This is a genomic window from Chryseobacterium sp. BGA-UO-ETr-SB22, assembly GCF_059567885.1.
Map to the genome: position 1 here is coordinate 2,978,527 of NZ_JCAQOV010000005.1, position 13,888 is coordinate 2,992,414.

At 35.3% G+C, this 13,888-nt stretch carries 12 protein-coding genes; 3 read left to right on the forward strand and 9 right to left on the reverse strand.

What is annotated here, in order from left to right; genetic code table 11:
* Positions 1-253: 253 nt before the first annotated feature.
* The 9 genes from AC57AW_RS20845 to AC57AW_RS20885 form a co-directional block, all read right to left on the reverse strand.
* Positions 254-712, reverse strand: coding sequence for a regulatory protein RecX (locus AC57AW_RS20845; protein ID WP_496353421.1), 459 nt, complete (start codon positions 710-712; stop codon positions 254-256).
* A 56-nt stretch (positions 713-768) separates the two neighbouring features.
* Positions 769-2,034 (reverse strand): serine hydroxymethyltransferase, encoded by a 1,266-nt coding sequence (glyA, locus tag AC57AW_RS20850; RefSeq protein ID WP_318846784.1) that lies wholly within the window; start codon positions 2,032-2,034, stop codon positions 769-771.
* Between the two features lie 149 nt (positions 2,035-2,183).
* Entirely contained in the window at positions 2,184-3,089 is a 906-nt protein-coding gene (locus AC57AW_RS20855; protein WP_496353422.1) for an NAD(P)/FAD-dependent oxidoreductase, read from the reverse strand.
* 155 nt (positions 3,090-3,244) lie between these two features.
* Entirely contained in the window at positions 3,245-4,771 is a 1,527-nt protein-coding gene (locus AC57AW_RS20860; RefSeq protein ID WP_496353423.1) for a glycosyltransferase family 39 protein, read from the reverse strand.
* Positions 4,772-4,819: 48 nt separating this feature from the next.
* Positions 4,820-5,392 (reverse strand): hypothetical protein, encoded by a 573-nt coding sequence (locus AC57AW_RS20865; RefSeq protein WP_496353424.1) that lies wholly within the window; start codon positions 5,390-5,392, stop codon positions 4,820-4,822.
* 120 nt (positions 5,393-5,512) lie between these two features.
* Positions 5,513-6,724 carry an efflux RND transporter periplasmic adaptor subunit gene (locus AC57AW_RS20870; protein WP_496353425.1) on the reverse strand — a complete coding sequence of 404 codons (1,212 nt, stop codon included), beginning with the start codon at positions 6,722-6,724 and terminating at the stop codon, positions 5,513-5,515.
* Positions 6,725-6,827: 103 nt separating this feature from the next.
* Positions 6,828-8,099 carry an ABC transporter permease gene (locus AC57AW_RS20875; protein ID WP_496353426.1) on the reverse strand — a complete coding sequence of 424 codons (1,272 nt, stop codon included), beginning with the start codon at positions 8,097-8,099 and terminating at the stop codon, positions 6,828-6,830.
* A gap of 56 nt (positions 8,100-8,155) precedes the next feature.
* Positions 8,156-9,385, reverse strand: a complete 1,230-nt coding sequence (locus AC57AW_RS20880; protein ID WP_496353427.1) for an ABC transporter permease — start codon at positions 9,383-9,385, stop codon at positions 8,156-8,158.
* Positions 9,386-9,477: 92 nt separating this feature from the next.
* Positions 9,478-10,167, reverse strand: coding sequence for an ABC transporter ATP-binding protein (locus AC57AW_RS20885; protein WP_318846776.1), 690 nt, complete (start codon positions 10,165-10,167; stop codon positions 9,478-9,480).
* A gap of 424 nt (positions 10,168-10,591) precedes the next feature.
* Between AC57AW_RS20885 and AC57AW_RS20890 the strand changes: the two genes are divergently transcribed.
* The 3 genes from AC57AW_RS20890 (at position 10,592) to AC57AW_RS20900 (ending at position 13,681) form a co-directional block, all read left to right on the forward strand.
* Positions 10,592-11,566 carry a ribonucleotide-diphosphate reductase subunit beta gene (locus AC57AW_RS20890; RefSeq protein ID WP_496353428.1) on the forward strand — a complete coding sequence of 325 codons (975 nt, stop codon included), beginning with the start codon at positions 10,592-10,594 and terminating at the stop codon, positions 11,564-11,566.
* Positions 11,567-11,675: 109 nt separating this feature from the next.
* A complete protein-coding gene (locus tag AC57AW_RS20895) occupies positions 11,676-11,966 on the forward strand; it encodes a hypothetical protein (RefSeq protein ID WP_496353429.1) in 291 nt (96 codons plus the stop codon).
* Between the two features lie 56 nt (positions 11,967-12,022).
* Complete coding sequence (locus AC57AW_RS20900) at positions 12,023-13,681, forward strand: ribonucleoside-diphosphate reductase subunit alpha (RefSeq protein WP_496353430.1); 1,659 nt, start codon at positions 12,023-12,025, stop codon at positions 13,679-13,681.
* The last annotated feature ends 207 nt before the right edge of the window (positions 13,682-13,888 follow it).

The following is a 13,888-nucleotide window of genomic DNA, read 5'->3' on the forward strand; positions in this document are numbered from 1 at the left end:
TGTTGAAATCAAAAATAAATTTGATGTTATATTTATGAAATTTAATAATTTCATTACGGTACAGCTAAACTCACAGACAAAAATCATACCATATAAAGTCTTATAAAGGCGATTTTTATCTATAGAAATTCTTTATTTCAGCTGTTTTATCTTCAAAATAATTATTAAATCTTTATGTATCAATCTCTTTCACTGAACTGATTGTTTTTTTGTTAAAAGTCATATGTCAAGTTTTTTTTAATTTATTAATATATTAATCAAAAATATCAATTATTTTCTCATATTCAAAACCTTTACTCATCAAATACTTTATTGTCTTGGTTTTTTTTTGATATTCTTTCAAACCAGTTTGTTTGGAATAATACCCTTCAAAAATTTTCAGGATCGTTTTCTCATAATCAGAATCATCTATCTCATCAAAACATGAATTGATCAATCTTTCTGAAATCTGTTTTTGCTTCAGATTCATTTTTATTTTGGTCCTGCCCCAGTGTTTGATATAAAATTTGCCTCTGATATAGCTTCGTGTAAACCTTTCTTCGTTCAGATAGTTTTCTTGCAGGAGGTATAAAATAATTTCTTCTTTAGCTTCATCAATAAGCAGAAACTCTCTCATCTTCTGTTCCACTTCTACATGACAACGATCCTGGTAAACACAATAATTGACCAGTTTCTGTTTGATTTCTTCGAAAGTATAAGATTTCTTTTCCATTTGAATAAAAAAAGAATGAGCGTTTGCCCATTCTTTATATGATATTGAAACGCCTGTTAGTAATTGAACAAAGCTTTTCCTTCCATTAATTCGTTAACTTTCTTTCTTACAGATGTAAGAACTTCTTCATTTTTGATATTATCTACCACTTCAGAAATTAATCCTGCAATAGTATCCATATCATTTTCTTTCAATCCTCTTGTTGTAATTGCTGCTGTTCCTAATCTGATACCAGATGTTGTAAATGGAGATTTATCATCAAAAGGAACCATGTTTTTGTTGCAGGTAATATCAGCAAGCACTAATGCTTTTTCTGTTTCTTTACCGTTTACTCCTTTATTTCTAAGGTCTACCAGCATCAAGTGGTTGTCTGTACCTCCGCTTACAATATCAAATCCTCTGTCGATCATCGCTTTTGATAATGCCTGAGCATTGGATTTAACTTGTTTTGCATAGGTTTCGAACTGTACATCCAAAGCCTCACCGAAAGCTACTGCTTTACCAGCGATTACATGCTCAAGCGGACCTCCCTGAATACCTGGGAATACAGCTCCGTCTAATACCTGACTCATCATTTTGATGTCTCCTTTTGGAGTTTTGTGGCCATATGTATTTTCAAAATCTTTGCCCATCATGATCATACCTCCTCTTGGACCTCTAAGGGTTTTGTGAGTAGTGGTAGTTACTACATGACAGTGCTCGAATGGTGAATTTAATAATCCTTTTGCTACTAAACCAGCCGGGTGAGCGATATCTGCCCAAAGTGTAGCTCCAATTTCATCTGCCACTTCTCTGAATTTAGCATAATCCAGGTCTCTTGAATACGCTGAGAAACCAGCGATAAGCATTTTTGGCTTTTCTCTTAGAGCAACTTCTCTCATTTGGTCATAATCAATAAGACCTGTTTCCTGCTGTACTCCGTAAGAAACTACATTATATTGAATCCCAGAAAAGTTCACTGCAGAACCGTGAGTAAGGTGTCCTCCCATTGAAAGATCCATCCCCATGATTTTATCACCAGGTTTCAAAACTGCAAGATAAATGGCTGCATTCGCCTGAGAACCGGAATGTGGCTGAACATTCACATAGTCTACTCCGAAAAGTTCTTTTGCTCTGTTGATAGCCAATGTTTCAACCTCATCTACAACTTCACATCCTCCGTAATATCTTTTTCCGGGATATCCTTCAGCATATTTATTTGTCAGTACACTTCCCATAGCTTTCATCACGTTTTCAGAAACAAAATTTTCTGATGCGATAAGCTCTAATCCATGAGTTTGTCTTTGTCTTTCCTTTTCAATCAGGTCGAAAATAATATCCATTTTACTTTTAGTTTTTGAAATTTCCACCCCAAATGTACGGAATTTTCGTCGAGATTTCTCTATTGAAAAAATGATTTTAAACACTAAAAAACGAAAAACATTATCAATAAATCAAATATTATGATCGTTTTAATTTGATCAAAAATCCTTTAAAATTCTTCGTCTACAAGTTCTTTATTAACCACAGCACCTGCAAAATTCCCTTGTGCAACAGCATTAGCAACCGAACGCATCATTGTTACATTATCTCCGCAAGCAAAAACTCCGAGAACATTTGTTTTCTGCATCATATCTACTTTAATAAATCCTTGTTCTGTAAGCTCACATCCCAGATCTCCGGATACATTGATGTTTTGTTCAAAAGGAATTTTAGCATATAAAGCCTGTAAAGGAAATTCTTTTCCGTTTTTGAAAACAATTTTTTGAATGGATCCGTTTTCATGTTTAATCTCTCCAATTTCATCCTCATTAAGGGTAATTTTATTCTGATTCAGTTTTTCGATTTGTTCATGGGTGAGAATAGCCTTTCCATTGGTAAATAAGGTAAGGTTTTTGGTCAGATTAAAAATCAGTTTTGAAAATTCATAAGCCATATCTCCATTGGAAAGAATACCTGTCACTTCATTTTTCATCTCATAACCATGACAGTATGGACAATGGATAACAGAAATTCCCCAACATTCTGCAAATCCGGGAATATCCGGCAAAATATCTTTCACTCCGGAAGCCAGAATCAGCTTTTTAGAATGAAATTTCTCACTAGATAAAGTTTCAATCGCGAAACCTTCAGTTGTTTTTACTGTTTTTACAACTGTCCCATTATAAAACCGGACAGTACTATATTTTTCTACATCGTCTTTTGCCAGCTTTGCAATTTCTGCTGGTGTTTTCCCATCATGGGTAACAAAGTTATGGGAATGCGGAGTCTGTTTGTTACAAGGTTTTCCGTTGTCTATAATCAGGACATTTCTTAAAGATCTTCCCAGTGACATACCTGCCGATAATCCTGAATAGCTTCCTCCTATTATAATGACATCAAAATTTTTGTTTTCCATAGTTCAGTTGATAGTTGATAGTTGATAGTTGATAGTTGATAGTTGATAGTTGATAGCGCAAAGGTAAAATAAATTTTACTAATGCAACATTATTGCGATAATGCTTTTTATCTATTATCTTTATATCTTAAACTATTGATCATGGTTTTATCCTATCATTTCCATTCATTTTTAGTTTCATCAATTTCGTCCTGAATCCTTTTATTGACATCTATTTTCGCTCCCTGTAAACTAAAAATTGCCGTTCCTTTTTCTCTTGCATAAGGATTGGTAATAGAATCATATAATTTTGCCACTTCAAAAAAAGAACCTGATTCTTTAAGTTCTTTTCCAGCTTCAGAGGCATCTTTGATTCTGATCACATTTTTATATTTTTTGCTTAAATCTATCCAATTGATATAGTCAGCATTAAAAGACATCGCTACAACACCTGCCTTTGAATAATAATTAACAGCACCTGCCTGTCCATAATTATCACACAACACCATGGTATTTCCTGACTTTGACAGTCGGGAATATTCTTTATCTACTTTTTGAGCCAGTTCTTTCCAGCCCTGCATATCGGCAAAATCCTGAGGTAATGGATGATCTTTTCCGTCTTCCCAGCGAAGCAGCCCGAACTTTTTGTACTGATCCTGATGGGACTCAATATACTCAGGACTTTTATTTGGAAAGGCAACATTATACAAAGGAAGAAATAACAATATAGGGATGAGTATGCTGACAGGTTTCAAAAATCTCTTCCATCCTTTTTCAAATAAATGGCCCAGAAAAACGGAACCAAAGGCAATATACACCGGATAAAGTCCTATCGCATAATAATCTTTTGCTTTAAAAAACAAAAATAGAGCGATTGTGATGATATAACTCCAAAAGAAAAACTTGAATTTCTCAAAAGGTTTGTATAACAATAATGCGCCCCAGCCTGCTATCATAACAAAAGCAACCCCAATGAAAAAGAGAAGCTGAGATTTCATAAAACCCATTCTATCCACATGCACAAGCTGTTTTTCAGAAAGCTCTTTCATATGATGGATCACCGGAAAATGATTCTGATACTGCCAGAGAAGATTAGGAAAAACAATGATTAAGGCTAAAAGTGCAGCCCAATACACATGAGACTGCAGGAAGATCTTCCTTTGATCTGTTACCAGCAATGCAGGAATAAGCCCCAACAATGAAAAAGCGATATTGTATTTGTTTAATATTCCTATTCCGAAGATGACTGCTCCAATGTAAATCCATTTTACTTTTTCTGAATTAAAATATTTAATCAAAGCATAATAAAGGAACAGCCACAGAAAAATTTCTAAAGAAGTAGGTTGAAACAACATATTTACCCGAAGAAGCACTGAAAATAATATTCCCAGACAGGCAAGTATTTTAGCAAAAAGACTCCCATTAAGTTCTTCAACAACTTTCCAGGTAAGAGCCATCGTCAATGCTCCGAACAAAGCAGGGAAAAACTTAACCCAAAAAATGAAATTTCCCAATATTTTAATTACCCATGCTAACCAGGAATTTACCGGAGGAACGGATAAATATCCCCAAGCAAGATGGTTGGCCTGATCGAGATGTAGATATTCATCTCTGTGGAGTTCATACTCAGGACTTATCAGCGAGTATTGAAGAATAAACTTTACAATGATAAAAAGAAGCAGAATCCAATAGTCTTTTTTCATGGGATGTAGTTTGAATTTAAAGGTAAGACAGTTTAAATCTCTTTTTCGTTACACTTTAATTATTTCAAACTTATTATTAATAATTTCAGTTTTTATCTTCTGAATATTGTCAGACCAATAATTAATTTCTTCAATCTTCTTGGTACATTCTTCTATGGGAGTATTCTGGCAGGCAGCTAAATATTCCTGATATGTTTTTAATATATTATTCAGGTATATTTCATAATCTTTAGGGTTTTTGGGAATATATCCTATTCCATCACAACCGCAGGAATGAAAACATTTTCCTGTTTTAAAAAGACTTTCTACAATTTTCCATTCTTTGACTGCTGTTTTTTTAGGAGCTTTGAAGTCCTTCCCAAGATCAGCCATCACGTTATTGCATTCAGGGCATTTTATAGTTCTATTTTCTATCTCTGAAACAATTTTCTGCAACTCTTCTGATCCTGCTTTTGTGAAGACATAGCCTATTTTACGAATTTCCTTTCCATTAGGCTCGTGATATACTTTTTCTTTTTCGATCCTTTGTATAATATCATAGGCATCTGCCTGTTTAAATGATTTCCGGCATTTAAAACATACATAATGTGATTTATAAGTTTTTACAGCGTATCGACACATTTTTCATGGATTTATCTGACTCAAATATAGGAATTTACTCTTGTAAAGGTTTTATATAAAAAATCCCGGAGAAAAAGATTTCCTCCAGGATTACAGTTTAAAAGTGTATAGTGTAGTTTATTATTTTTTCTTAGACTTTTCTTTCAGTTCTTCTTTGTCTTTATCAGACGGATTCCAAACTTTAATCTCAGTATCTTTTGTAATATCTGATCCCGGAAGAACCTGAACGTTGATACCGTCACTAGCTCCCAGTTTCAAATATACTTTTTTGAATTTCCCGTCTTTTTGTTTCACTTCTACGAAAGGAACGTCTTTTCCTTGCTTCTTTTCATACTGTACTAAAGACTCATCCAATAGCAATGCATTTTTCTGAGAACTCAAAACAATTTCACCGTTTGCAGAAAAACCTGCTCTAATATACTCATTATTAGGATTAGTTACGTTCCCTTCTACCGGAAATTTGATAGTTCCTGCATTATCTTTTCCTTTAGGCGCAATCATGGTAAGTTTTCCCGGGAAAGTTTTGTTTTGTAATGCACCAATTACGATGTTCATATCCATTCCCTCGCTAAGCTTTCCAGCTTGTGCTTCATCAATTTCACCTTTAAAGATCAAAACATTTAGATCTGCCACTGAACAGATTGTAGTTCCAGCGTTAAAGTTGTTCGCTTCAATCACCTGGCTTCCTGCTTTTACAGGAACTTCCAGTACGGTACCTGAAGCTTTGGAACGAATCTCCGTGGTAGCTAAGCCCTGCCCTTTAAGCTCAGGAGTTGCCCCTGTTTTAGCAATCTGTAATCTTTTTTGAGCAGTATTCAATTGCTGTTGAGCATTTTTCAACGTCTGCTGCTGAGAGAATAATTGCTGCTGAGAGTTCAGATATTCCTGTTTTGAAGCTACACCTTGTTTGTATAGTTTCTCCTGCATTTCAAATTGTTTCTGCATATTTCCTACATTCATCTGAGCATTACTGATCTGAATCTGTGAATTCTGAACTTCCTGCTGAGCAGCGTTTACTTCAGAGATGCTTGGAACAATTTTTACGGTAGCAATCAGCTGTCCTACTTCTACCTTATCTCCTTCTTTTACTAAGATCTTTTCTATAATCCCCGCAATATTGGGTTTGATTTCAATTTCTTCTTTGGGAACAATTTTCCCTGTAGCCATTACCTTATCATCCATATTCTGGATCGTAGGCTTACGGGTAAGGAAAGCTTCTCCTTCTTGAGAATTCGATTTGATAAGATAGCCAATCCCTGAGAACAATGCCACTGCAAATAAAAGCCCCAACACTATATAAATGGCTTTTTTCCAGGTGAATTTCTTTTTCATATGTATAGTTTATTTTTTATTAAAAGATTGATGATTTAAAAATTAAAAGATGAATCGGGTATATGATCATCAAATTTTCAAATTATTTTTATTTTCAAATTAATTACTCTGTTCTTAATGCTTCAATTGGTCTGATTTTTACGGCTCTTTGTGCAGGGATCATCCCGATAATCAATCCTAAAACCACCATTACAGCCATTGCTGCAAATACGTTTCCGTAGTTGACTGTCGGATTATAGAAAGGAAATGAATCCTGGCCTTGGGTAACAGCATTCAGAATCATTAACACAAAAATTCCAAACATAAAACCTAATAATCCCGAGGAGAGCGTGATCACCACACTTTCCAGCAAAATCTGATTTCTTACTTCTGCCGGCTTTGCTCCTAATGCTCTTCTGATCCCGATTTCTTTGGTTCTTTCTTTCACTGTAATCAAAAGGATATTGGAGATGGCAATAACTCCTGCAAGGATTGTCAGTGTACCTACGATGATAGTCAACAACTGCATTCCGGTAAGAAAACCTGTCAGTTTTTTAAATTCTTTTCCAAGGTTGAAACTTCCGAAAGCATTGGTATCCTCAGGGGAAACTTTATTTTTTGTTTTTAATACGTTCTTTACGTCTTCTTCTACTGAATTGACGTTAGCATTAGGTTTACTTACAATCGCAAACATGTCAATCTGGTCTCCGGCATTATACATTTTGGTATAAGTGGAAAGCGGAATAAAAGCGGTCTGGTCATTTTCAAATCCACCTCCTTTTTTCACCCGGAAAACACCAATTACATTAAAGAATAATCCTTTGATATTAATCGATTTTCCAATTGGGTTTTCTTTTTTCTTGGCATCAAAGAAGTTTTTATAAATCTCTTCTCCAATGACCACTACATTTTTATTCCCTGAAACATCCGCGTCATTGATATACCGTCCGAAGATCAGTTTCTTTTCTGAAATTTTATTTCCTACAGAGTAGTCTCCCGTAAGTGAATAAGTTCCGTTCTTCCCGTTTCTTGACATGGCTTCTCCCGGTGTTCCGGTAAAGCTTCCTCTTGCATTTTGCGGCGAAATATAATCAATGGCAGTTACTTTTCTTTTCAGCATTTCCATATCATTTAAGTTCAGATGAACTTCTCTTCCTTTAGGAAATCCGTCATAGGGAATAGAGGTTTTCTGTGCCCACAGGAAGATTGAATTGGTAGCAAAACCTGAAAATAGTTTATCAAAACCATTCTCCATTCCTTTTGCTGCTCCAAGAAGGCTCACATACAAAAACATCCCCCATCCTACGCCGATCATGGTAAGAAATGTTCGGAGCTTATTATTCCTCAATGAGTAATAAATCTCCTGCCAAGTGTCTTTTTTAAATATGATATTCACCTTGTTGAATTATAAGTTATAAATTATGAATTTACTTCATTTCTTTTTTGCACCAATTACTCTGTTCTCAATGCTTCGATCGGTTTAATTCTTGAAGCTCTGTATGCGGGAACAAATCCTGCAATCAATCCTGAAAAAATCAAAGCAATGAATGCCATAATAATAGCTCCCCATCCTACACTTGGGCTTTTAATAAAAAACTCTTCAAGACTGTTCCCAATAAGGTTTAATGCCAAAACACCTATTCCCACACCAATAAGTCCGGAAACCACTGTAATCACAACGCTTTCCTGAACGATTAATCCTACAATTCCGCTTGGCTTTGCTCCAATCGCTTTTCGTACCCCAATTTCTTTGGTTCTTTCTTTTACGATATACACCATGATATTACTGATCCCAATAATTCCCGCAAGCAACGTACCCATACCAATAAACCCAACAATTGCTGTAAGAACTGCCATAAATGCAAATGTATCATTCATGTTTTTCGCATTGTTCCAGACACGCACCCCATTTTCATCATCAGGAGAAACACTTTTTCTCGCTTTTAGTTTATCTTTAAGCTCATCACCATACTTAATGGCCTGATCCGGAGTCAGTTTATCATTGTATGTTATATAGGCTATATTTACTGTATCAGATCCTTTCTTCATCTGTTGTAAAGTACTAATCGGAACGGTAATATGTCTCTCATCTCTATCTCCTCCATCATCTGAAAAAACTCCAATGACTTTATACATTGTTCCATTAATATCGAGTTCTTTTCCTATCGGGCTTCCATTTTTGATCAAATCCCTCTGAACCATTCTCCCGATAACCGCAACATTTAATTTCCTTTCCAAATCCATTGCTGTCACATACCTGCCATCAATAATTTTTCTATTTTCAATGACTTGCTCCCCGGGCTCAGCCCCATTAATCTGATAAAGGCCACTTTCTTTTCCGTATTTCACCATTAAATTGGCACTATATCTGGGACTGGAAGGTCCAGCTTTTTCCTTATCTGCACTAATTAAAAAGTCATAGTCTGAGTTATTCATTGTTATATTTCGATCAGACTGAAGACCTTTATAAGCTAAAGAAGCTTTTCCTGTAGAAAAAATAATAAGATTTTTAGCATCTCCCGAAAACCCTTCAGAAAATGCATTCTGAAGTCCTTTTCCAATTCCAAAAAGTACAATGAAAATAAACAGCCCCAAAGCTACCGTAAACCCTGAAAGCACCGTCCGAAGTACATTACTCCGGATAGAACTGAATATTTCCTGCCAACGATCTAGGTCAAACATTTTTTATTGGTATTAAAAGATTGAAAAATTTAAAGATTAAAAAATTGAATCGTTAAATTTTCAAATTATCTCATTTTCAAATTATCAAATTCTTAAAGCACAATCTGCTTAATAAACTCATCACTTTCAATAACCCCGTCTTTCAGAATTACATTTCTTTTGGTCTGTGCAGCAACATCCGGTTCGTGGGTTACAACGATGATTGTTTTTCCTTCATTGTTGATATCCTGAAGAAGTTTCATAATATCATGAGTGGTTTTGGAGTCCAATGCTCCCGTAGGCTCATCTGCAAGCACCACTTTTGGATTGGTAATCAAAGCTCGCGCGATCGCTACCCTTTGCTTTTGCCCTCCGGAAAGCTCACTGGGAAGATGGGTTGCCCATTGTTCTAATCCTACTTTTTCAAGATATTCCATAGCTTTCTGATTACGCTCTTTTCTCGGTACGTTTTGGTAGTACAGAGGAAGTGCTACATTTTCCAAAGCTGTTTTATAATTGATAAGATTAAAGGACTGAAAAATAAATCCCAAAAACTTACTTCTGTATTCTGCCGCTTTTACTTCTGATAAATGCTCAATAGGAACCCCATCCAATTCATAGGTACCCGAATCTTTTTCATCCAGAATCCCAATAATATTAAGAAGCGTAGATTTTCCGGAACCGGAACTTCCCATAATAGAAACAAACTCGCCCTCAGAAATATTCAGATTAATTCCTTTAAGAACATGAAGTTTGCTTTTCCCTGTATCGTATGACTTATTTAAATCCTGAATTACTAACATTAAGTGATGTATGTTTTATACCCAATAAGTAGATGATATTTTCAAATTGTTACAAGAATAAAAATTTATTCAAATATTTTTTTGTTTAACATTATAAACCTTTATTCATAGTACTTTATAAAAATTCGTTTAACTGTAACTTTAGTTTTCCATGTATTTACCCTCAATATAGTGGTCTAGCCTATTATTCTAGCCAGTTTCATGTAAATGTGGAAAACTTTTCAGGCTAAAAGTCAGCCTATTAGTATTTACCTCTTTCAAAATCAGTTCTTTTTTTCGAACTTTGCTATTAGTTCTTTACAAGAAATATGAATTTGCGAAAGTGAATAACTTTATTTTACAACACGCAGACAAACAAAAAGTTAAGTATTTCCGGAACGTTATCCACAGAGATCTAAATTATTTAATTATAAAGATATTTAATATGGGAATTTTTGATAAAAGAGTAAGTTATAAGCCATTTGAATACCCGGAGGTGCTTCAATTTGTAGAGGCAATCAACAAATCGTTCTGGGTACATTCGGAAGTGGACTTTACTGCAGATGTTCAGGATTTTCATTCGCAGTTGGAACCACATGAAAAGCATGCTGTGAAAAATGCGCTGTTAGCCATTGCACAGATCGAGGTGTCTGTAAAGACATTCTGGGGGAATTTATACAACCACCTACCCAAGCCGGAATTCAATGGATTAGGATCTACTTTTGCAGAATGCGAGTTTCGTCATTCTGAAGCATATTCCCGTTTATTAGAGGTATTAGGATATAATGATGAATTCCTTAACGTAATTGAAATTCCTGCTGTAAAAGGAAGAATAGAGTTTTTAGGAAATGCTTTAAAGCATGCTAATTCTGCTACTCCGAAAGAATATGTTTCTGCTTTATTGTTATTCAGTATTCTAGTGGAAAACGTTTCTCTTTTCTCGCAGTTTGCCATCATCCTTTCTTTCACAAGGTTTAAAGGATTCATGAAAAATGTTTCCAACATTATCGCATGGACTTCAATAGATGAACAGATTCACGCCAATGCAGGAATCTATCTGATTAACAAAATCCGTGAGGAACAACCTGACTTATTAACAGACAGCGATATTGAAGACATCTACACATTAGTAGACGAATCTATCACAAGAGAAGGAGATATCCTTAGCTGGATCTTCGAATTGGGAGAAATCGACAATGTTTCTAAAGAAGATCTGTTAAACTTCATGAAATACCGTGTAGATGACAGTTTGAAGAAAATCAACATGAAAACAAGATATAACATTACTCCGGAACAATACAAACCAATGGTATGGTTCGAGGAAGAAGTTTTTGCCAATTCATTAGATGATTTCTTTGCAAAAAGACCTGTAGACTATACGAAGCACGATAAGAGTATTACAGCAAACGATTTGTTTTAATACCGGGGCGCGAGCGAAGCGAGCGTCAAAGCAGTCAGTATCAGGATTTATTCCTTTCTGATCTTAGCGGAATCCAGTTCATTAATAAAAAAGCACAAATACAGAAGAGATGATCAATGTAATAGTAAGCTACACGGTAAACCCCGAATTTGTTCCAAACAATAAAACCAATATCCAAAAGTTTCTGGAAGATTTCAAAAATTTAGATCCTTCCACCTTTGAGTATAAAGTCTATGTAAAGGAAGACGGTATTACTTTTGTACATTATTCAAACTACATCAATGAAGAAGTTCAGCATGAAGTTTTGAATGTTCCATCTTTTAAAGAATTTCAGAGATTAAGAGATGAAAGCGGGCTGAACGATTCCCACAAAGTAGAATTTTTACAATCAATAATATAACAAAAACAAAATTCCGGAGTGATTCTCTCATTCCGGAATTCGAAAATATAACATCTATGGAAGAGCAAAATTCAAATATATGGTGGCTCAATGAAGAGTCTGAGCAAATGCTGAACAGAGGATATCTGTTGAAAGGTGAAACGGTAGACGGAGCGATCGACAGAATTACCACTGCTGCTGCAAAAAGACTATACAAGCCAGAACTTCAAGCAGCGTTCAAAGAAATGATCACAAAAGGATGGATCAGTTTCTCTTCTCCTGTATGGGCGAATATGGGAACTGAGAGAGGTCTTCCTATCTCATGTTTCAACGCTCACATTCCGGACAGCATTGAAGGGATTACTCACAAAATGGGTGAAGTAATCATGCAGACAAAAATTGGAGGCGGTACTTCAGGGTATTTTGGAGAATTAAGAAATAGAGGAACGGCTGTAACTGATAACGGAAAGTCTTCAGGAGCGGTTTCATTCATGAAGCTTTTTGATACAGCTATGGATGTTGTTTCCCAAGGAGGAGTAAGAAGAGGTGCTTTTGCTGCTTACTTAGATATTGACCACGGAGATATTGAAGAATTTTTATCCATTAAAGATATCGGTAGCCCAATTCAAAACCTATTTACCGGAGTATGTGTGCCAGATTACTGGATGCAGGATATGATAGACGGTGATATGGAGAAACGTAAAGTTTGGGCAAGAGTATTGGAAAGCCGTCAGCAAAAAGGTCTTCCATATATTTTCTTCACAGACAACGTGAACAGAAATAAGCCTCAGGTTTATAAAGATTTAGGAATGACGGTGAATGCAAGTAACCTTTGTTCTGAAATCATGCTTCCATCTACTATGGAAGAATCTTTCATCTGCTGTCTTTCTTCTATGAACCTTGAACTGTATGACGAATGGAAAGATACAGATGCTGTAAAATTAGCAGTATACTTCCTGGATGCTGTTTTATCTGAGTTTATTGACAAAACTGACGGGAACTATTACCTGCAGGGAGCAAGAACTTTTGCAATGCGTCACAGAGCTCTTGGATTAGGAGTTTTAGGATACCATTCTTATTTACAGAAAAATATGATTCCGTTTGAAAGCTTTGAAGCAACTCAGTTCAATGCAAGAGCTTTCAGACATATTAAAGAACAGGCTGAGCAGGCTTCAAGAGAACTTGCCAACATATACGGAGAACCGGAAGTATTGAAAGGGTACGGATTAAGAAATACCACAACCATGGCTATTGCTCCTACCACTTCAAGTTCTGCAATCTTAGGACAGACTTCTCCGGGAATTGAGCCTTTCTCTTCCAACTATTATAAAGCAGGTCTTGCGAAAGGAAACTTTATGCGTAAGAACAAATACCTTGCAAAATTATTGAAAGAAAAAGGATTGGATAACGAAGAAACATGGAGAACAATCATGCTCAACCATGGATCGGTACAACATCTGAATGAGCTTACTCCTGAAGAAAAGGCAGTATTCAAAACATTTAAAGAAATTTCTCCAATGGAAGTTATTTCTCAGGCTGCACAGAGACAGCAATATATTGACCAGGCACAGTCACTGAATCTTCAGATTCCTTCTACAATGCCTGTAAAAGATGTTAACTACCTTTATATTGAAGCTTGGAAAAAAGGAGTAAAAACACTTTACTACCAAAGAAGTTCATCTGTTTCAAAAGAAATGATGGTTAACTTCGTTTCATGTTCAAGCTGTGAAGCATAGGATCAAGTAATAAACACGCTATATTTAAAAAAGCACACTTTTTAGTGTGCTTTTTTATTTATCAGAGCTTTTACAGGTAATTTATACCAAAAAATCAAGAGATAAACCTTTCTTTACAAATAAAAATTGATAGCCATATTTAAGATATTTAAAATAAAGTTTAAGTATAATAAATTTTCATTACTCATTTTTATATAAAACCAGAAA

What these genes read in the sequence shown, in the direction of transcription:
- AC57AW_RS20845 (WP_496353421.1), bottom strand. Translation starts at nt 712, where the DNA reads ATGGAAAAGAAATCTTATACTTTCGAAGAAATCAAACAGAAACTGGTC.
- glyA (WP_318846784.1), bottom strand. Translation starts at nt 2,034, where the DNA reads ATGGATATTATTTTCGACCTGATTGAAAAGGAAAGACAAAGACAAACT.
- AC57AW_RS20855 (WP_496353422.1), bottom strand. Translation starts at nt 3,089, where the DNA reads ATGGAAAACAAAAATTTTGATGTCATTATAATAGGAGGAAGCTATTCA.
- AC57AW_RS20860 (WP_496353423.1), bottom strand. Translation starts at nt 4,771, where the DNA reads ATGAAAAAAGACTATTGGATTCTGCTTCTTTTTATCATTGTAAAGTTT.
- AC57AW_RS20865 (WP_496353424.1), bottom strand. Translation starts at nt 5,392, where the DNA reads ATGTGTCGATACGCTGTAAAAACTTATAAATCACATTATGTATGTTTT.
- AC57AW_RS20870 (WP_496353425.1), bottom strand. Translation starts at nt 6,724, where the DNA reads ATGAAAAAGAAATTCACCTGGAAAAAAGCCATTTATATAGTGTTGGGG.
- AC57AW_RS20880 (WP_496353427.1), bottom strand. Translation starts at nt 9,385, where the DNA reads ATGTTTGACCTAGATCGTTGGCAGGAAATATTCAGTTCTATCCGGAGT.
- AC57AW_RS20885 (WP_318846776.1), bottom strand. Translation starts at nt 10,167, where the DNA reads ATGTTAGTAATTCAGGATTTAAATAAGTCATACGATACAGGGAAAAGC.
- AC57AW_RS20890 (WP_496353428.1), top strand. Translation starts at nt 10,592, where the DNA reads ATGGGAATTTTTGATAAAAGAGTAAGTTATAAGCCATTTGAATACCCG.
- AC57AW_RS20895 (WP_496353429.1), top strand. Translation starts at nt 11,676, where the DNA reads ATGATCAATGTAATAGTAAGCTACACGGTAAACCCCGAATTTGTTCCA.
- AC57AW_RS20900 (WP_496353430.1), top strand. Translation starts at nt 12,023, where the DNA reads ATGGAAGAGCAAAATTCAAATATATGGTGGCTCAATGAAGAGTCTGAG.